The sequence below is a fragment of the Parvularcula marina genome, from assembly GCF_003399445.1.
Taxonomy (GTDB): Bacteria; Pseudomonadota; Alphaproteobacteria; order Caulobacterales; family Parvularculaceae; genus Parvularcula; species Parvularcula marina.
Genome location: NZ_QUQO01000001.1, coordinates 2304090 through 2323563, shown reverse-complemented (window position 1 = coordinate 2323563; position 19474 = coordinate 2304090). Strand labels below are relative to the sequence as shown.

The following is a 19474-nucleotide window of genomic DNA, read 5'->3' as shown; positions in this document are numbered from 1 at the left end:
CCTTTGGATAATCGCTATATTGTCACTGACCGCCAGTGACCCCGCAGCTTCAGGCTCGAGCACAGCAGCCTGCTCGTCCCTGAAGAATTTCGCGTATGTGGCGCAACACGCCCAGACAGCGATGAACAGCGCTGAAGCTAGCGGCTTCAGGCAAGAGATGGCGATCATCTCCGAAGGGCTCAGTGGCGTCTCCCTTTTTGACATGATCCCGCAAACGGAAAGCACGACCTTCCGGTCGGAACGCCGTGAGATGCTGATTTATCTTGCGACCATGCGTGAAGCCGCGAGGGAATTTCAGGCCGGACGGCTGGATTATGCCCGCCAACTTGTCACCACCTCCAATCAGGGAACAGCTTTAAGAAGCAGCCAGACCGTTCTCGATTTCTGGGGATGCGAGAATGATTCCGGTAAAGTGCAGGAAGAAGAAGAGCGTCCCTACCCTGATCTTTACGATGGCGGCGTACCGCTAGCCAGCGCCAAGGATGCCGGACCAGGGAAAGCTGCACCCTTTGGCGTTCAATATGAAACGGACAGCGACTCCCATGACTCGGCCACCAGTGGCGGCGGGGACAGCAGTAGCGGCGGCTTTAGCTCCATGACAGCGGAAGAAGCCAGAAAAACCCGTAACAAGATGCTCATTGGCCTGATCATTTGCGCCATCATTGGCACGATCAGTGTCAGGAGGAGCATGCGAAGCAGAAAAGCGGTTCGCCAGATGTGTTTCATCAACATCAAGATCAAGCACGAGAAAGATTATTACCGAGCTTTGATGCTCGATGTCGGCATTGCCGGCAGCAAGATCTGTCACAAGGCAGAGATGGAGAAGAACGACCGTCTCGACGTGCTCATATGCGGAAAATGGCTTAAGGCCCGAGTCCGCTGGTCGAATGGCGGATACTCTGGGATCAGCTTCCTACATCCTCTCAGCACGCATCAATTGGCTGAGGTTTTGCTTGAATCTGATGAGTTAAAATCACCGCAATCGGATGGATCAGCCGCCTCGGCCGCATAATCTGCTTATTCAGCAGCAGGCATGCTCGACGGCCCGTGATCGCCATCATCGATCACGTCATCTGACTCTATAATATCATCATCTTCTTCAAGACGCAGCGACTGGGTCGGACCGCCAACGGGTATGTGGCAAGTGACCATGGTCCCCGCCCCTTCCTGGCTTGCTAGACGGACAAAGCCGCCATGAAGCTCAACGAATGAGTTGACGAGCGCAAGGCCAAGGCCCGCGCCTGCGCCGGGTCCGGCACTTTCAAACCGGTCAAATACCGTGGCCTGATCTTCGGGGCTCACCCCACGGCCCGTATCCTCGACCCAGATACGCATGACATCGCCGTCGCGGCGGGCGCCAAGCACGACTTCGCCGCCAGGCTCTGTAAAGCTGAAGCCATTGGCGAGCAGGTTGAACATGACCTGTTTCAGGCGACGTTCATCCGCCTTGATCGTGCCGATGGTTTTCGGGCAATCAACTTTCAGATGGATCTGGCTGTCTTCGGCCTTGAGCGCTGCGAAGGTCGCGGCGCTTTCGAGGAGTTCGCGGACATCGACATCTTCCATGTCGAGCCCCAGCCGTCCAGCATCAATCGCTGCAAGATCGATAATGTCATTAATCAGATCAAGCAGATGGTTCGACGCGGTCAGGATAGTTGCCGCATAGTCTTTCTGACGCTCATTCAGTGTCCCGACCATCTCACCTTCGAGCATTTCGGCAAAGCCGATGATCGTGTTGAGCGGGTTCCTGAGCTGGTAGGAAATGTGATCGACAAAGCGCGTCTTGATGCGGTCGGCGTCTTCCAAAATCCGGTTACGGATCTCAAGGTCGTGCTCCCGTTCGCGGCTGTCGGTGACATCAAGGAAAGTGACGAGCGTCGCCCCATCGGGCAGTGGCGAGGTCGCAGACAGAAGGATGCGGCCATCTTTAAGGGTGATTTCTTCCCCGACAAAGGCGACCCGGTCCTCATGCGAAAGAGAGACAATTCGGGACTTGAGATCTTGGAAGGCGTGTCCCGCCTCACGGGCCCGCGCAACCATCCCCTCTTCAAGAGCATCCCAGTGCGGACGGTCCATGAGCTGGTCGCGGCCAAGTGACCACATGCCTTCAAACGACCGGTTATGCAGGGCCAGCCGTCCATCGGCACCAAAGACGGCAACACCTTGGGCGATATTGTTGAGCGTCGCGCGCTGCACGGAAATCTGTGTCGCGTAGCGGCTTTGCAGGCTCAGCGTCTCGGTGATGTCTTCAAAGACGACCGCAACACCGCCGAGCGCATGGCGCTGCTGGCGGACCCGGAAAGTCGCACCAGACGGCAGATCCCAGATTTCGTCCGGCATCGTGCCTTCAGAAGAAGACCGGCTTTCCGCCAATTCTTCTGTATAAAGACGAAGCTGGCCACGCTTCCACGCAGAGAAATCAGCCTGCGTCGGCAGCTTGCTCATATGGCGCAGCATGTCGAGCAGCTCACCATGGGATGGCCGCGCACGGAGGTCCGCATCAGCGAGACGCCAGAGATCGACGAAAGCCTGGTTATAATATTCAAGCTGCTGGCCAGCATTGAAGACAATAACGCCAGCGGAAAGCTGATCGAGCGTCTTCTGATGGGCCGACTGCTGACGTTTCAGTTCGTCCTGCGCGCGTTCCTGACGGGTGATGTCGATCGCCATACCGCCGAAACTGGCGCCACCCGAGCCATGCATCGGCACTTCGATGACGCGCAGCACACGGCGCTGGCCCTTGATCGAGACAGTGACGACACCATCGGTCGCGCGCCGTCCGGGCCGGGAGCTTTCTTCCTTGGCGCGTTCAGCGATGGCGCGGAATTCAGGGTCGATCTCGACCTGATTGTCGACGACTTCGGCAAGATTGATAGCCTCAACCATCTCCAGATAGGCCTGGTTGGCCCATTCGATCCTGAGATCGGGCCCGCGTCGCCAGGCGGCGATCGGTGTGCGATCTAGATGATTGAGCGCACCGTGCAGATCGGCAGAACGGTCACGGGCCTGCCCGACGACCCCGGCCTCTTCGGCGAGACGCACGACAGGGTCTGTCAGCCACAGAGTGACCTGATTGCCGGCGACCCGGCCATCGCATTCAATCGGACGCCCCTCTTCGGTGACAACCGAGCCAGAGAACGCAACGCCATGCGCCCGCAGGGCATGAACCTTCTGACGAAGGGTCGGCGCCGACGATCGGCTCTCATCACCTTCGAGCGGCAGGTTACCGAGCGCGGAGAAAAGGCTTTCGGCCGGGTTCTCGAACGCCATCGCGTCGTCAGGCGCAAAGGCGAGGACCGAGGCCAGCGCCGCCGGTCCGCCTAGGACGCGCGGACGACCCCAGCCGCCGCTTTCAAGGTCGGCTTCGGTGTCATCCCAGACCAGCACGAGCCCGGGATGCGACGACAAAATGCTTTCAGATGTCTCGAATCGCGCTTCCATCTCGGCAAGACGGCGCGACCAATCGACGGTCGAATGACGTGAGGCGGAGGCGACCCGAACGGCCCAGAGGGCAGCGCCAAGGCCAAACATGACCGCGCCGCCAGTGATGACGAGGGTGGGATCAATGGGGGACTTGCTGGCAGCCGTCGTCACGGGCTCTGCCTGGGCGGATAGCCCAGCATAAAGCGAGAGCACCGAAGTAGCCCCCATGCCGACTCTGGCCAAAAGGCGTCTGACGCCTGCTTTCATTGCCCGTCCCGCGGATACCTGCATGAGGGAAAAACTCGCACCTCACGCCGCCATTGCCCAGTGCCCGCCAGTGAATCGGCACACACTCGACCATTCAAAAATGTAACGATCAAGAAATCGTTAACGAAAATTAGCCACGTGTTTACGAATCGTCGTGTTCTGAGAAAACCCTAAATTCCATTAAATCTGGAAATTTTTTGCTCAGGTCACGGACTCTGACACCACATCAAACAGTGCACGGATTCCCATCGCCGCGCCACCCTGCGGATGGCCAGGCCGCGCCGCGGGCACCCAGGCGAAGATGTCGAGATGCGTGTAGGGAATCTCCGTAGGCACAAAACGGTTCAGAAACAGCGCTGCCGTGATCGATCCGGCAAAGCTGGAGGCCGACGCATGGTTTACATCGGCGATCTGGGATTTGAGGAATTCATCGTAACGGCGCCATAAAGGCATGGGCCAGACAGGGTCTGCGATCTCATGGCTTCGCAGTGCAACACGCTCAGCAAAAGAGTCCCTAGTCGAATAAATTGGCGGTAAATCAGGGCCCAGCGCAACGCGAGCGGCCCCTGTCAGGGTCGCCAGCGAGATAATGTGGTCGGGCTTTTCCTCTGCAGCGAGCGCCAGCCCATCGGCGAGGATCAGCCGTCCCTCCGCATCCGTATTGGAAATCTCAACCGTCATCCCCTGACGCGACCGGAAGACATCGCCGGGGCGGAAGGCGTTTCCAGATATCGCATTCTCGACGGCCGGAATGATCAGCCGAAGCCGGATATTCAGCTTTGCCGCCATGATCATCCGGGCCAAGCCCAACGCATTGGCGGCCCCGCCCATATCTTTCTTCATGAGCGACATGCCGGCGCCGCCCTTGATGTTGAGCCCGCCTGAATCAAAGCAGACGCCCTTGCCGACGATCGTCAGTTTCGGCGCGTTCTTTGGTCCCCAGTGAAGATCGATCAGGCGCGGCCCGCGTGTTGCCGCCCGCCCCACTGCATTGACCAGCGGGAAGCCATCAACGAGCGCCTGCCCGGTCGTGACCTCGACATCCGCGCCATGAGCGTCGGCGACTTTTCTGACTTCCGCCTCGATCTCCTCCGGTCCCATTTCCTCAGCCGGGGTGTTGACCATATCCCGCACGAGGGAAGCAGCTTCGGCCTCTCGGATCAGCCGTTCGGTATCGATCTCCTTGCCCAGAAGCAGCGTCGGTACGGGCGCGCCCCCCCGATATGTCGTAAACCGATAGGCGCCAAAGGCCCATGAGAGGGCCGCAAGATAGGCAGCTTCCCCCGGCAGCTGGGTCTTGAGCACATAATGCCCCTCCCCCAGTGCGGCAGCGCCTGCCCCCAGTGCGAATGGGTCATCCCCGCTCCCGGCCCCGATCAGCACGCCTGCGCCCGTTGGCAGAACCTGCCCCAGCTCCCCGCGGAACCCCGCCTGCGCGGCAATTCGGGCTGCAGAAGGCGCAAGTTCCTCGATCACCGCCTCGGCATTTTGCGCCGGGATAAGGTGGATGGGCGTCGCCCCTTTGACGTTGTCATCGGTCTTCGCAGCAATACCGGCGGGCCATTCACTCATTTCTCAACCTCTTCCTGCTGAACAGGATGCATCTGACTGTCATGATTAAGACTTTCTTGGGGCTATTCGGCCAGTCTCTTCCACATCAGATGTGCGGATCCCCGCACGGAAAAATGTTCAAGGATGAACGAGATGGCCCCTTTATCCCTGCGGCGCACCACCTCCGTCATGATCCTGGCTGCGGCCCTGTCGGCCTGCGCCACATCATCAAGCGGATTCATGTCGACGCCCGAAACGGAAGTCGCGGCGCAGCCAACGCCGAGCGGGCTCGATCCGATCGCAACGGCCGCCTTCTGGGGCACGCGCTATGACCGCGATCCGAGCGATACGGGCGTGGCTGTCTCCTTCTCGAAAGCCCTGCGCGATGTCGAGAACAATGAAGAAGCCCTGCGGGTGATGCAGCAGGCTAATTCACGCTCACGTGACGACGCTGATGTGCTGCTCGAGCTTGGCAAGACCCTGATCGCCAATGAGCGGGCCTATGAAGCAGTGCGCCCGATCGAACGCTCGCTTGCCTTAGGGAATTACGAAGACTGGAGTGCGCTGAGCGCCTACGGCGTTGCCCTCGACATGACGGGCCAGCACCGTCAGGCTCGCATCCAGTACGAGCGCGCATTGGCCCTCGCCCCCGACAAATCAAAAGTGCTCAACAATATGGGGCTTTCCTACGCCCTCTCCGGACGGCACGAAAAAGCCGAAGAAGTCCTTCGCGAAGCGACCAATGATGGTCAGGGCACGGCCCGTGTCCGCCAGAACTTTGCGATCGTCCTTGCTATGAGCGGCAAGACCGCCGATGCCGAGCGGCTCGCCCGCTCCGACCTGCCGCCGAGCGTGGCGGACGGTAATGTCGCCTATTTCCGCGAACTGGTCGCCGGCCCTGCCTATTGGGGGGATCTTGCCCAGTCGAATGTCGAGCTGCCTGATTTCGGGGATGATCCTGACACGGTCAGCTATGCGGTCCACCAGTCCGTCGTGCCGGAGCCGAACCCGTCACCGACGCCGGGCCTGATCAAGAAGAACCAGCCGTCTTCCAATGCGCCTGGCGTTGCCCCTTTCACCGCGCCGGAAGTCATTGACGGCAAGCCCGCTCCGGGCGCTGGCGCCAAGGCGACGGATTCCGACGCTGTCGGTGCTTCTGCGAAAGCCGATGAAGACCAGCCGACCATTGTTGCGCAGGCCGCAACGACCGGTCCCGAAGTTCTTCAATATAAAGACGACTGATCCGCCCTCCTCTCCTCAAGAAATGAAAAGGCGGCCTTCTTGGGCCGCCTTTCTTCTTTAAGGGAACGGTCTCTCCGGTTCAGATGGCCGGTGTCCGCTGCCTTGGGGTGAGCAATCTCAACAACCGCCCATCGATCAGGGCAAGGCTGAACCCGATCAGCGCCATGCCGGCAAAGTGCCGGGGGTCGAGCCGTTCGCCCAGAAATAATCCGCCCAAGAGGATCGAGGACAAAGGCACAAGGAAAGTGACCAGCGTCATGTTGGTCGCCCCGGCCCGCGCGAGAAGCTGAAAATAAAGTCCGTAAGCCAGTCCAGTCGAGAGAAGGACCAGACCGCCAAGCGCAGCCCATGTCTGCCACCCTGCTGCGGAGAAATCCGCTCCCTGCCAGTTGAGTGCCGCAATAGGCAGATAAAGGAGCGCCCCGGAGGAAACCTGCCCGGCGCCAGCCACCATGGGCGAGATGCCAAGCTTGGCAAACCGCCGCCCGAAGATTGCCGCCACCGCATAGGACGCCCCCGCCGCAAGGCAGGCAAGCTGTGCCCAAAGCGCATCGCCGAGCCCCGCAAGCAGCGACGGGCCGATCATGACGATGACACCGATGAAACCAACCAGAACGGCTGTTCCTTTCCGCAGGGTGATCTTTTCATCACTGAGGAAGAGGGTCGCGGCCAGTACGGTGAAAAGCGGCGTCGTCGCGTTGAAGATGGCGGCAAGGCCCGAGGCGATCTGGGTCTGTCCCCACGCAAACAGGGTGAAGGGCAGCGCATTATTGAGAAGCCCCATCAGCAGGAACCCTCCCCACAGGGACAATGAGGCTGGCGGTCGGTGACCCGCCACCAGCGCAATCCCCCACAGGATGACGGCGCCGCCCATCAGCCGGATGGCAACGACGATGGGCGGCGGGAGGGCTTCGATGGCGATCTCGACGAAGAAAAAGGATCCGCCCCAGACCGCCCCGAGGAAGAGAAGGATGAACCATTCCGTCCGCCCCATATGAAGGGCCGGCTGAACACCCGTGGACATGAGAACTGCCTCCCTAATAGAGCCCGTCGGCGAGACGGGCCTCGAGATAGTCATCGATGCGCCCGCCCTCTTTCATCACATGGGTGACCCAGGCATCCCGCTCAAAACCGATGACCACCTGCTCCCAGACACACGCATGGAAATGCCGGTCCGTCTGGAGATGGAATTCCTCCGTTCCCGGCAGGGCCATGGCAAGAAAGCTGAGCTGGATATCGCCATGCGCCCACCAGTGAACGAGCAGCCATGTGCCCATCTCACCCTCATGAAGGATCACAAATCCCGCATGATGATCCGCGCCTTCGATAGCGCGCTTCTGAGGCAGGACCTCTTCAGTAAACCGCCTCGCGGCCTCGATCATCTCTTCACTGATGACTGCTCTTTCTTCAGCGGTCATGCAGGTCAGCTTGAGATGCATGTCACCGACACACCAGTTGCCAAGCGCTGTGACCTGGCGCGGCCGGTAAGGTGAGACCTCAACCGGGGCCCCACGCGGGAAGGCATCCTGCGCGGCGATCGCCTTATCAAAAGCCAGAGTGGCCTTCTCGAATTTGTCCCGGCACCCCGGATTACAGAACCCGACGGTCTGACCGCGATACTGCGCGAGGGAGTCTGGCGAGACCGGATCGCCCGACCAGGGGCAGGTTTCATTTACCGCTTTTGTCACGGGGGCTCCCCTTCTCATTGTACTGGCTTGACTATGGGCAGGAAGGCCGGGCACAACCAGTGGCAAGATTGACAAAGAAGTGACTTTTCTTGCCAAGTTCATCACATCCTCGCCGGCACAAGGTGGCAGCGCTTGTCTATGATGAGCTCTGCACCTTCGAATTCGCGATCACGCAGGAAGTCCTGAACCTGACACCCCCGGACGGGGAGAACCGGCTCTATGACTTCCAGACCTTCAGCTCTTCGGGGGAACCGATCCGTGCACATTGCGGGCTTAGCATCCTGCCCGATCATGGCGCCGGGCTCCTGAAGACTGCCGACACGATCATCGTGCCCGGCTGGCCTGTTAATGCGGCGCCTTGCGATCCGAAACTGGCCCGCGCGATGAGAGCGGCAGCACGAAGAGGCGCGCGGATGATCTCGATCTGCACGGGCGCCTTCCTCCTTGCCGAACTCGGCCTGCTTGAAGGCAGACGCGCAACGACACATTGGCTGCATGCGGAGAAGTTTCGCTCGCGGTTTCCGGACGTCGAGTTTGAACCTGCGGCACTTTACGTTGATGAAGGTGACGTCCTGACCTCCGCCGGGGCTGCTGCCGGGATCGACCTCCTGCTCCACATCGTGCGGCAGGACTTCGGCGCGGCAAAGGCGAATGCGGTGGCGCGCCGCCTCGTCCTTCCCGCCCATCGCGAAGGCGGCCAGCAGCAATTCATCGACACCCCAATGCCGCGCCCACGCGATGCGGGATTGTCCAGCCTGATTGATGATATCCGCGCAGCGCCCGGGCTCGACTGGTCACTCGAACAACTCGCCGGCACTGCCGGGATGAGCGAGCGCACTTTCTCGCGTCGCTTCACTGAAGCGACAGGCACCAGCCCCGGTAAATGGCTTCAGTCAGAACGCATCCGCGCCGCTCGCCTGATGCTGGAGGAAAGTGACGCACCGTTGGCGGAGATTGCCGCACATACTGGCTTCGGATCATTTGAGAATTTTGCCCGCCGGTTCAGAGCGAGGGTTGGAGTCAATCCGGCAGCCTATCGACGGACCTTCCGGCAGAAATCAGCCACCTGATCAGTTGCCGCTATTCTGGCCGTCAGTTGCGTTCTGAACGATTGCGCGATCGCCCTCTTCTTCGCCCTTGCCCATGGCAATCAGCGCGCCCGGGCCGAGAATGACGACGAACAGCACCGGCAGGAAGAAGAGAATCATCGGCACGGTGAGTTTTGGCGGCAGCGCAGCAGCTTTTTTCTCCGCTTCCTGCATGCGCAGCTCGCGATTTTCTGCCGCCATCACCCGCAGAGATTGCCCCAGCGGCGTGCCGTATTGTTCGGACTGGATGAGCGCGGTGACAACCGCCTTCACCCCTTCAAGACCAGTCCGCTCGCCAAGATTTGCATAAGCGATCTTCCGGTCCTGCAGATAGGAAAGTTCCGCAGTGGTCAGACCATATTCTTCGGCCAGCTCCGGACAGGTCGTCGCGACCTCTTCGGTGACTTTCTGCATAGCCGCCTCGATCGACATGCCGCTCTCCACACAGATCAGCATGAGGTCGAGTGAGTCCGGGAAAGCCAGCTGGATCTTCTGACGGCGCTTTGTCACCGCATTGGAGACATATAGCTGCGGCAAATAGAAGCCAACGATCAGGGCCCCGAATGAGGCGATCAGTTTCATAAAACTGCTCAGCCCACCGACTTCGAGGACATAGATGTAGAAGATCGCGACCAGCAATGCGATGATCGGCGTGACGACCCGCGCCATCATATAGGTGACAAGCGGACGCTCACCGCGCCAGCCGGCCTGGATCTGCTGCTTGCGCGCGGTATTGGCGTCAAAGACTTCAAGCAGGTTGAACTGCTCCACCATGCGCTGAGCAAAGCCCTTGGCACTCGCGGTACGGAGCGATGTCGATTTTTTCTGGCTCGCCTTGATATCCGCGCGAGACTGCTCGCGCAGCCGTTCTTTATAGTCCGCGACCTTCTTGGCCCGTTTGCCAAGATCACCTGTCGCAAAGAGCGGCGCGACCAGCGTCATCGCCGTTGCGAAAACAGCAAGCCCGGCAAGGATGCCGATCTGGACCTGCCGATTGGTGATAGTCTCGATAATATCCATCATGGCGTCAGACCTTAATCGAGATCATGTTCTTCATGACGAAGATGCCGATCGACATCCACACACCCGCCGCCATCAGCATGAACTGGCCGGTTTGCGTCACTAGAAGTGGTTCGAGATAATCGGGCGCCGACATCGACACCATGCCAGAAACAAAGAACGGCATAGCGGCAAGGATCGCAGCGGATGCCTTGGCTTCCATTGAGAGCGCGGCAATCTTGCCGAGCATCGACTTCCGTGAACGGAGCACCGTTGAGAGGTTTCCTAGCGCATCGGCAAGGTTACCGCCGGTCTGCTGCTGGATGATGAGCACGATGGCGAAGAAGTTCACCTCATTCACCGGCATCCGCGTATACATCCGGTCGAGGGATTGCTCGAGCGAGAGACCGATCCGCTGACCTTCGACGAGGAGGTGGAATTCCTCCTTCACCGGGCTCTGCGCATCGCGTGCGATGATCTTGAGGCATTCATTGACCGGCAGGCCAGACTTCACCCCACGGACGATAACGTCGATGGAGTTTGAGAATTCAGCCACGAATTTCTTCTGGCGCTTTTTCTTGGCGCGGCCAACGAACCAGCGCGGCAGGCCGAACATACCGACAACGCCCATGGCGCCGATGATCATCGGGCTCTGGCCGGAAATAATCCCGATACCGATCATGATGAGTGCAACAATGCCCGACACCATGTAGAAATCACGGATCGTGATATCGAAACCTGCCTGTTCGAGCTGCTGGTCGAGGGACAACTTGCCCTTTTTCTTCAGCTCTTTCTGCTTTTCCTCAATCTTCTTGAGGCTGTCCTGAACGTGCTTGCGGCGGTCTTTTTGCTGTGACTGAGAGTCAGTTTTGGCCTTTGCGACACGCGCATTGCCGCTCAGCGACTTTGCCCGTTTCGCAGCCTTTTCGCCCTTGCCGCCAGTCAGCGCGAAGCCGACACCGAGAACGGCAATGATAACGCCAGCAACAAGTATGAGGGTACGCGGCTCAATGTCCATATGTCCCTCTCCTATTCAGCTTCGTCCAGAGCTTCGGCCAGATCGCCATGACGGCCATAATAACGGGCACGATCCCAGAAGGCCGGCCGGGCGATCCCCGTTGAGCGGTGACGCCCGATAATATTGCCGTCGCCATCTTCATCCGTAATGTCATAGACAAAGAGGTCTTGCGTGATGATCGTATCGCCCTCTGTCCCGAGAACTTCCGTAATATGCGTAATCCGCCGCGAACCATCGCGCAGGCGCGCCGCCTGAATGACGACATCGACGGAGCCGACGATCATCTCACGGATGGTTTTTGAGGGCAGGCCGAGACCGCCCATGGTGATCATGGATTCAAGACGCTGCAGGGCTTCGCGCGGTGAGTTGGCGTGAAGCGTCCCCATCGAGCCATCGTGACCGGTATTCATCGCCTGCAAAAGGTCGAATGCTTCCGAGCCCCGCACCTCGCCCACGATGATCCGTTCAGGACGCATCCGCAGACAGTTCTTGACGAGGTCGCGCATCGTGACCTGGCCCTGTCCCTCGAGGTTTGGCGGGCGGGTCTCAAGTCGGACTACATGCGGCTGTTGCAGCTGGAGTTCGGCGGCGTCTTCGCAAGTGATGACCCGCTCATCGGATTCGATGAACGACGTCATACAGTTGAGAAGCGTCGTTTTGCCCGAACCTGTACCGCCGGAGATCAGCGTGTTGATCCGGCAGGCCCCGATGATCCCGAGCACTTTCGCCCCGGCCTCGGAAATCGAGCCGAACTTCACAAGATCTTCGATCTTGAGCTTGTCCTTCTTGAATTTCCGGATGGTGAGGGCTGGCCCGTCAATAGACAAGGGCGGCGCGATAACGTTCACACGAGAGCCGTCAGGCAGACGCGCGTCACAGATCGGGCTGGCTTCATCGACCCGGCGGCCGACCTGGCTGACGATCCGTTGGCAGATGTTCATGAGCTGCGAATTGTCGCGGAAGCGTACATTCGTCAGCTGGATCTTGCCGCTTACCTCGATAAAGACGCGGGATGAGCCATTGACCATGATGTCGGCGATGTCGTCCCGCGCGAGCAGCGGCTCGAGCGGGCCATAGCCAAGCACATCGTTACAGATGTCCTGAAGCAGACTTTCCTGCTCAGAGATCGACATCGAGAGACCCTTGATCGAGATGATCTCGTTGACGATGTCACGGATTTCTTCTGCTGCCGCCTCAACGTCGAGCTGCGCAAGTTGCGACAGATCAATCGTATCGATCAGTGCATTGAAGATCGTTGTCTTGGTATCGTAATAGCCTTCGGATTTCGCCTCATCGACGACGACCGCTTTCGCCGCTGGCTTAGTTGCGGCTTCGGGCTTGCTGGCAGCCTTCGGCTTGGCAACCTTGGGCGGCGCGTCATCGACCTTGGGCGGCGCTGCCTTGGCCACCGGTGCCGCAGCAGCCGGTTTTTTCGCGGCCGCAGGTTTCGTGGCTACACTGGCTGGGCTCGCAGCTTCATTGGGGCGTTTACCAAACATGGGACGCTTCTATCCCTTCTTGGAAAACAAGCTCTTAAGGCTGAAGCCTTGGGATTGTGTGTGCTCGCGCCCGGTCAGGCGGCTGGCAAGCTGCCGGCAGGCCGCGGATGCTTTGGATTTCGGCGCAGCTTCAAGCAGGGCCTCAGCATTGGTCGCAGCGGTGCCAAACGCAACCGGATCCCACGGGATGCTGACAAGCGGGGCGATGCCGAGTGCTTCTTCGAATTGCTCAGCTGGCACTTCGGGGCGTTTGGGCACCCCAACCTGATTGAGAACCAGGATCGGCTGTGAGTCATTCGTACGCTGTGCTTTGACACTTTCGACCAGATTCTTTGCGTTCCGGAAGGACGCAAGATCCGGGGTTGCGGTAATGACGATTTCATCAGCGCTCTGGATCGTCTGGCGTGCCCAGTCTGACCACAGATGCGGCATATCGATGACGACGGACGGCGCCGTCTTGCGAACCATCTCGATCACCATCTCAAAGCTTTCCGCTGGCAGATCATAATCAAGATCGAGCAGGTTCGGCGCAACGAAGAGCGAAAGCCGGTCTGTGCATTTCTGCAACAGGCGGTCGAGCAGCACATCGTCGAGACGTTCCGGCGCGGAAAGCGCCTCGGCAAGACCCTGGCTCGGATCATGCTCGAAATCGAGGCTAGCCGTCCCGAAAGGAAGGTCGAGATCGAGAAGCACGGTGTCCGACAGGAAATCCTGAGCAAGACCCCAGGCCACATTGTGGCAGACGGTCGAGGAGCCCACCCCACCGCGCGCACCGACAAAGACGTATGTCTTGCCAACCGCCGGCGCATCGGGATCCGCATAAAGCTCACCGATCGAAGAGATAATCTGCAGTGGCGAGCGCGGCAGGACGAGATAATCACTGACGCCGCGATCCATCAGTTCACGGTAGAGCCGGATGTCATTGAGATCGCCAACGCAGATCACGCGTGTCGACGGATCACAGAAATTCGCAAGATGATCGAGGCCGCGAAGGAGCGCCTTTGAGTCCGTGCCGCCTTCGATAATGATCAGGTTCGGGCTGGCCTCATTCGCGTAGATTTCAGCCGCACGCTCGGCGTCACCTGAATGGATCGTGACATGAGCTTTTGCGAGCCGGCGGTCTTGTGACGCCTGTTCGATCAGCGAGGTGATCCGGTCGCTGGAGCAGAAAGCATGAATGTTGATCCGCGGGATCGGTACAAGGCGAAGCTGGGACGGATCGACGTCCTCGACTTCCTCTTCAACCATTTCGACGGTCGCAGGCGGGCTGGCTTCGGGTTCGACGACAGGCGGCGCGAATGAGAGATCCGCAAGATCATCGACCAGTTCGTCCGTATCTTCGTCTTCAGCCTCGATCTCTGCATCGAAATCATCGCTGATATCTGCATCATCGAATTCGGCGGTATCATCCGGATCCGGTGCATCCTCATCAACATCATCGAAAGATGCAGGCGGCGGCGTTTCAACTGGCAGCGCAGTCAGGCCGGTCTCGGTATCGACCGCACCAGTCTCCTCGTCATCGACGAAATCTTCTGCTGCGTCTGTCTCAGGGAGAGCCGCATCTGTCTGAATGGCTGCAGCCTCTGCTGCGGCGGCTTCCTGTTCTTCAATCGCTCGCAATTCAGCTTCGAGCGCAGGATCCTGCTCAAGCAGGCGCTGCAGCTCCTCATCGTCGAGGGCGTCCAGATCATCGAGCTCAAAATCGAGATCAAGCTCTTCGTCTGTCTCTTCTTTGGCGTTTACCGGCGAGCCAGTCATGCCTCTCTCCTCGTCACACTGCCGATCGGCAAAGTATCGTATACGTCCTTAGCGAGCATCGACCGGCTCTCTCCCGATCGTGTCGATAAATCCAGTTTCATTGACCCGGTTCTCAGGCGATTTGGCCGCCGAGACCGGTGAAGCAGCGGATTCGCCATCCATCGGATCGCTTGTCTGCATCCGCGCCAGATCGCGGGGGTCTGCGACCATAGCGGCAAGGTTCTGACGATCCGCGCAGCCGAAATTCGGGTGCGGCATATTCCGCATGCGAGAAACAAACTCACCCTTGTAAACGCCGCAGGCCGATGAGGTTGCGACATACCGGGTGAAAGAGACGATGACCGTTTCCGGCCGTCCGCCTGCCCGATAAGATGAGCCCTGAATATCGCGGTAGTCGATGCCAAAATTGTTGAGCGCCTGACGCACATTTGCGGCAGTTTCAGCCGCATCAAGATCAGACGTCGTACCCGTCGGCGCCGTCACGGTGATCGGGCCATGCCCGCGCGTCCGGTATGCCGTCACAAGAGCATCAATCTCAGCCAGTTGCCCACGGCTCAACCCATGGCTCGTCGGATCAATAGCGACAGACAGAGACATCGTCTGCTGATCAACCGAAATCGGATGACGGTCGGACACCGTCGTTGCCTGGTTCGGGCCGTTATAAAGCGGCGTACCGCAAGCGGTGATGAGGATCGCAGCGGCACAGAGAAGAAGGGACTGTTTCATGTTCGTGCTCCGATCAATCCAGAATGAAACCCATCGGGCCGCCAAGCTTGCTACTGCCACTGCGCGCGCCCTGAACCCCGTAGGACGTCTCAAGCTTGCCCAAGAGAGCTGACTGAAGAACGGTGGGTGGGGCATGACCCTGTGACGGGTCCGTCAGCTTTGCGCCGTCCGTTGCCTGAACAAGATAAGGCGTTGCGATAATCACAAGCTCTGTCTGGTTCGAGCGGAATTCCTGGCTGCGGAAGAGCGCGCCGAGGATCGGCGTTTCCTTGATGCCTGGGACGCCGTCTACGAAGTCAGAAATATTTTCCTGAAGGAGACCGGCGATAGCAATCGACCCACCCGAGGGCAGCTCGACCGTGGTCGACGCATTCCGGGAGGTTACGCCCGGCACGATAAACCCGCCGACCGTCTGAATATTGCCGTTCTCATCGATCACGCGTGAGCCGCCGACGGTCAGACCATTCGCGGCAGAAAGTTCAGACACGGAAGTGCTGAGGTTCAGCTGGATGCGGCCTTTGGAGAAAACCAGCGGCTGGAACTGCAGCTGGACACCGAACGGACGGAAGGTCACCGACGGCGTGCCGTCTGCGCCAGCTTCCGGCACTGGGAATTCACCACCTGCGAGGAAAGAGCCTTCGCGGCCGCTGACCGAGACGATGCTCGGCTCTGCCAGCGTTTTGACGAGACCGTTCTGCTCGAAAACGTCAAAGGCAAAATCAAGATTGCTGATGTCTCCAAAACCCGGCGTGTTCACCGTGCCCGAGATACCGCCAAGAGCTTCACCCGAAAGCGGGAAAGAATTCTGGACCGCAAAGCTGACCGCATTGCTATCGACCTGAGCAACGCCATTAAGATCAATGCCGAGCTGACGGATCAGGCGGCGTTGCATCTCAACGATCCGTACCTTGAGCAAGACTTGCGCAGGCTCACGGACAGACAGCATGTTGACGAGATTTTCAGTGCCGGCAAAGCGTTCGGCAATGCGCTCAGCGCGCTCTGCTTCGCTTGCTGTATCGACCGTGCCATGCAGGATGATACTGCCATTCAGGGTTTCAACTTCGATGCGCGAATCCGGCAGCAGCTTGTCGAGAAGATGCTGGATAGAATCTGAATCCTGCTCGACACGAATTTCGAGATTGAGGATCTGCTGGTTCTGGCGGTCAAAGAAGAACGCATTCGCCTGCCCAGCCTCGCGGCCCATGATATAGACCCGGCGCGGCGTACGGATGACGGCGTCAACGATGCCTGGGTTAGAGACGAGAATGTCAGAGGCTGCGCGCGGCAGATCGATGATCGCGGCCTTGCCCAGCGGCAGGACCAGCTCACGGCTCTGATAACTTTCACCACCCACATCAACGGTCGCTTCCTGCGCAATGGCAGGCATGAACACACCCGTAAAAGCGGCCACACCCAGGGCCGCAAGGAAGTTCCGCATCATTTTATTTCCTAGCCGGATCATAATCACCCCTGCCCGTAGCGGATCACGACAACCTGATCTGGCGATGCCTGATCAATGTCGGTCCCCTTTTGGTCATCCTCGAAAACGCTTCGCAGAATGAGGGTTAAGGATTCACTGCTGCGCGCCTGAAGAAACGGTCGCACCTGAGATGGGGTCACTTCGAGCGTGACAGTCTTGCCCGTAATGGCATTCATCTCACCGTCCTGCTCAAAGATCTGGTCAATCGCCAGCACCCGGACATTCGACAGAACGATGCGGCTATTCGCGAGCTGCTGATTGTTCTGGCCGGACGAGTCATAATTGTTGGCATTCTCGCTTGTCGCATAAACATCGACGCGATCACCCGGCAGCACGAAACCGCCTGAGACATTCTCAACCGGCAAGCGTGCCGTCACGGCGCGCATACCCGGCGTCATAATCGCCGCCATCAAGCCGCGATCACCGTAAGCAACCGTGTTCAGAGGATAAATCGGCTCACCGGCACGGATAAGCTGGCGTGCGCGCATTTCAGGCAGCGCTTCGAGATATTCCTGATGATCCTCGGTGATATAGAATTCGGGTACGTCTTTTGACGGCCAGCTGACCCACGTCATCTGGTCTTCAGTGATCGGCATACCTTGCGGGACATCGACTTCCGCAAAGAGGACTTTCGTCAGCGCAATGTCAGGCTTTGTAGCTGTCTGCATGATCGGCACTACGGGCTCTTCCTCCCCTGACATCGCCAGGAAAAAGGCGCCCCCACCGGCGATAACTGCAACGACCAAAATCAGTATGCGCGAGACATTCATGTGCTCTTACCTTTAAAGGTAAACTCTCTTCCGGTGGGCACAGTGGACGGGAACCTTCAAAACAATGTTAATAACGTGTCCCGAAACGCACCAATCGGCTCAAGAGTTCTTCAAAACGGGAAAAAGGCCGTTGCCGGCCAAGTGTAGATCGCGCCTGCCGCAATCGCGACGCCATACGGAATATCGCGTTTACGTTCGTGAAGCTGGCTGACCCATCCGACCGTTGAGGCCATGACTGGCAAAGGAAAACGCCGGAAAGTCAACAGAACAATCGCAAGGCCAGCGCCAGCCATGACGGTGACGAAGAGGAATGCCGGCAGGACGGCAGGGCCAATCCAGAGCGTTGTAACCGCCAGCAATTTGGCATCTCCGCCGCCAAGCCAGCCAAAAGCGAAAAGGCCAAAACAAAAAAACAGTACACCGCCCGCCAAAAGGACGGACCACATTGCGTCCATCATGCCCATGCCAGCCAGCAGAACCGCGAATGGCCAGGCCGCCGCAATGGCTGCCGTCACCCGGTTGGGGATGAGGAAACTCCTCACATCACAGATGGCCGCGACGATCATCAGCGCCGGGAAAATCAGAAAGACAAGCGAAGACATGTCAGTTAATCCTTTTGCCCGCCCCCTTATGACCCATAAAGATTGACCCGGGGTTTCCGCCCAAAATGAAACCGGCCTCCCGTTTGGGAGGCCGGCTCATTAGGATCTTGTCCGCCGGGAGACCCGCCAAATTACGCATGACGGATACGCAGCGAAGCTGAACCCTGGTCTTGAAGGCGGGCGCTTTCGCGCCCGCTTTTAGACTTAGTCGGAGGACGCGCCTTCGAAGCCTTCGTCTTTGAGGCCTTTGTTCACGTCGCCAAAGGCTTCGGCGAGCTGGTCGCCAAGCGTGCCAACGGCGGTGATGATGGCAACAGCGATGAGTGCAGCGATAAGGCCGTATTCAATCGCGGTGGCGCCGTCTTCATCTTTGATGAAGCGCTGAATGAGATTGGTCATGATCATACTCCTAGTTCCAACCACTGTATCTGGTCTTGCACTTTCCAGACAAAACCCGTCCTACACGCTGGGAGTAAACAAAACGGGCAACGCAGGAACGCCTATCGTAAATAAATCGTAAACGGATTATATAAAAGCGCTCAGTAAGCAGATGCTCTGAGGGCGGCCATGTCTTCAATGACCAAAGAGGGATAATCGCGGCGGACAATCCCCTTATCGATCAAGAGCGCAACAGCCGCCGCTGCATCCCGGTCCGTCACGCCACATTGCTCGGCGAGCTGTGAGTGGCGGGGCATCTCCCGAATGACGCTTTTCTCGCCATTACGCTCTGCAAGGGAGATAAGGTGACGATAAATCCGCAAGTCCCGATGCGCTTCGGTATCCGCCGGGCGGCTCGCAGCCAGCCATTGCTGGGCGGCATATCGCAACAGGCCATCGGCGACTTTCCTGTCGGCCTTGCACGCCTCAAGCAGCAGATCCCCATCAAAGAGTAGGATCTCAAGATCGGTCAGCGCAGTGATGCCGATGCCGCTCGGGCTAGTCTCGCCTGATGCCAGCAATTCGGCGAGGCCGACAACGTCGCCCTCATTGGCTTCCTGGACATCAAAATCACCGGCTTTCACCGCCGGGCGGACGATCCGCGCCGTGCCAGAAATCAATCCATAAAGGAGTGTGCCGTCGAATTGTCCGGTAACGACAACAGTGTCGCCTGCCTCATAGCTGACCTTTTCTTCGGCCAGTACGAGGCCCGCAAGACAGTCCGCGTCAAGAAGTTCGAAGGGACGTAAGCAGGAAAGCTCTGATCCGCTCGCTTGCTCTTTGGCTGCACCTTCTTTGATGATTCTCTTAAGCTCTTCAGAAGCCATGAGGGCGCATTCCTTAACGTCTTAACCCTTACTACCTCCGAGGCCTTGTCTTTCAGTAAAAATCCTGCGCAACAGACTTAAAGCCTTGTTGATGATTA

General features: G+C 58.7%; 18 protein-coding genes. 3 read left to right on the top strand and 15 right to left on the bottom strand.

The features are described 5' to 3' along the window. Positions 1-19 precede the first annotated feature (19 nt). Entirely contained in the window at positions 20-1012 is a 993-nt protein-coding gene (locus DX908_RS11230) for a hypothetical protein (RefSeq protein ID WP_147303781.1), read from the top strand. A gap of 5 nt (positions 1013-1017) precedes the next feature. Here DX908_RS11230 and DX908_RS11225 read toward each other — a convergent pair whose 3' ends face one another. From DX908_RS11225 to DX908_RS16330, 3 genes are all read right to left on the bottom strand, one after another. Next, positions 1018-3651, bottom strand: coding sequence for a sensor histidine kinase (locus DX908_RS11225; protein WP_158548705.1), 2634 nt, complete (start codon positions 3649-3651; stop codon positions 1018-1020). A 240-nt stretch (positions 3652-3891) separates the two neighbouring features. Further along, the gene (locus tag DX908_RS11220) at positions 3892-5262 is read right to left on the bottom strand and encodes a leucyl aminopeptidase family protein (RefSeq protein WP_116392419.1); all 1371 of its coding nucleotides are present in this window, start codon (positions 5260-5262) and stop codon (positions 3892-3894) included. 62 nt (positions 5263-5324) lie between these two features. Then, on the bottom strand, positions 5325-5483 hold the full coding sequence (locus DX908_RS16330; protein ID WP_158548703.1) for a hypothetical protein: 159 nt from the start codon (positions 5481-5483) through the stop codon (positions 5325-5327). On the opposite strand from DX908_RS16330, the gene DX908_RS11215 reads away from it, so the two are divergent. Next, positions 5482-6483, top strand: a complete 1002-nt coding sequence (locus tag DX908_RS11215) for a tetratricopeptide repeat protein (RefSeq protein WP_158548701.1) — start codon at positions 5482-5484, stop codon at positions 6481-6483. The genes DX908_RS16330 and DX908_RS11215 overlap by 2 nt on opposite strands. Positions 6484-6562: 79 nt before the next feature. On the opposite strand, the gene DX908_RS11210 is transcribed toward DX908_RS11215, so the two are convergent. After that, complete coding sequence (locus DX908_RS11210) at positions 6563-7507, bottom strand: DMT family transporter (RefSeq protein WP_233508680.1); 945 nt, start codon at positions 7505-7507, stop codon at positions 6563-6565. A gap of 13 nt (positions 7508-7520) precedes the next feature. Then, positions 7521-8171, bottom strand: coding sequence for a hypothetical protein (locus DX908_RS16895; RefSeq protein ID WP_199564690.1), 651 nt, complete (start codon positions 8169-8171; stop codon positions 7521-7523). A 122-nt stretch (positions 8172-8293) separates the two neighbouring features. On the opposite strand from DX908_RS16895, the gene DX908_RS11200 reads away from it, so the two are divergent. Next, positions 8294-9241 carry a helix-turn-helix domain-containing protein gene (locus tag DX908_RS11200; protein WP_199564689.1) on the top strand — a complete coding sequence of 316 codons (948 nt, stop codon included), beginning with the start codon at positions 8294-8296 and terminating at the stop codon, positions 9239-9241. Here the strand turns inward: DX908_RS11200 and DX908_RS11195 are convergent, their stop codons facing one another. From DX908_RS11195 to DX908_RS11150, 10 genes are all read right to left on the bottom strand, one after another. Then, positions 9242-10282 (bottom strand): type II secretion system F family protein, encoded by a 1041-nt coding sequence (locus DX908_RS11195; RefSeq protein ID WP_116392416.1) that lies wholly within the window; start codon positions 10280-10282, stop codon positions 9242-9244. 4 nt (positions 10283-10286) lie between these two features. Next, a complete protein-coding gene (locus DX908_RS11190) occupies positions 10287-11276 on the bottom strand; it encodes a type II secretion system F family protein (protein ID WP_116392415.1) in 990 nt (329 codons plus the stop codon). 11 nt (positions 11277-11287) lie between these two features. After that, positions 11288-12775: a TadA family conjugal transfer-associated ATPase gene (locus DX908_RS11185; protein WP_116392414.1), complete on the bottom strand. Its 1488-nt coding sequence runs from the start codon at positions 12773-12775 to the stop codon at positions 11288-11290. A 9-nt stretch (positions 12776-12784) separates the two neighbouring features. After that, positions 12785-14533, bottom strand: a complete 1749-nt coding sequence (locus tag DX908_RS11180) for a CpaE/TadZ family protein (protein WP_116392413.1) — start codon at positions 14531-14533, stop codon at positions 12785-12787. Between the two features lie 48 nt (positions 14534-14581). Next, positions 14582-15259, bottom strand: coding sequence for a CpaD family pilus assembly protein (locus DX908_RS11175; RefSeq protein ID WP_158548699.1), 678 nt, complete (start codon positions 15257-15259; stop codon positions 14582-14584). 13 nt (positions 15260-15272) lie between these two features. After that, positions 15273-16700, bottom strand: a complete 1428-nt coding sequence (locus DX908_RS11170) for a type II and III secretion system protein family protein (RefSeq protein ID WP_158548697.1) — start codon at positions 16698-16700, stop codon at positions 15273-15275. 23 nt (positions 16701-16723) lie between these two features. Beyond that, on the bottom strand, positions 16724-17509 hold the full coding sequence (gene cpaB, locus DX908_RS11165; protein ID WP_116392410.1) for a Flp pilus assembly protein CpaB: 786 nt from the start codon (positions 17507-17509) through the stop codon (positions 16724-16726). A gap of 110 nt (positions 17510-17619) precedes the next feature. Next, a complete protein-coding gene (locus DX908_RS11160) occupies positions 17620-18111 on the bottom strand; it encodes an A24 family peptidase (RefSeq protein WP_116392409.1) in 492 nt (163 codons plus the stop codon). Between the two features lie 204 nt (positions 18112-18315). Beyond that, a complete protein-coding gene (locus DX908_RS11155) occupies positions 18316-18510 on the bottom strand; it encodes a Flp family type IVb pilin (RefSeq protein ID WP_116393076.1) in 195 nt (64 codons plus the stop codon). A 140-nt stretch (positions 18511-18650) separates the two neighbouring features. Beyond that, positions 18651-19376, bottom strand: a complete 726-nt coding sequence (locus tag DX908_RS11150; protein ID WP_116392408.1) for a Crp/Fnr family transcriptional regulator — start codon at positions 19374-19376, stop codon at positions 18651-18653. Between the last annotated feature and the right edge of the window lie 98 nt (positions 19377-19474).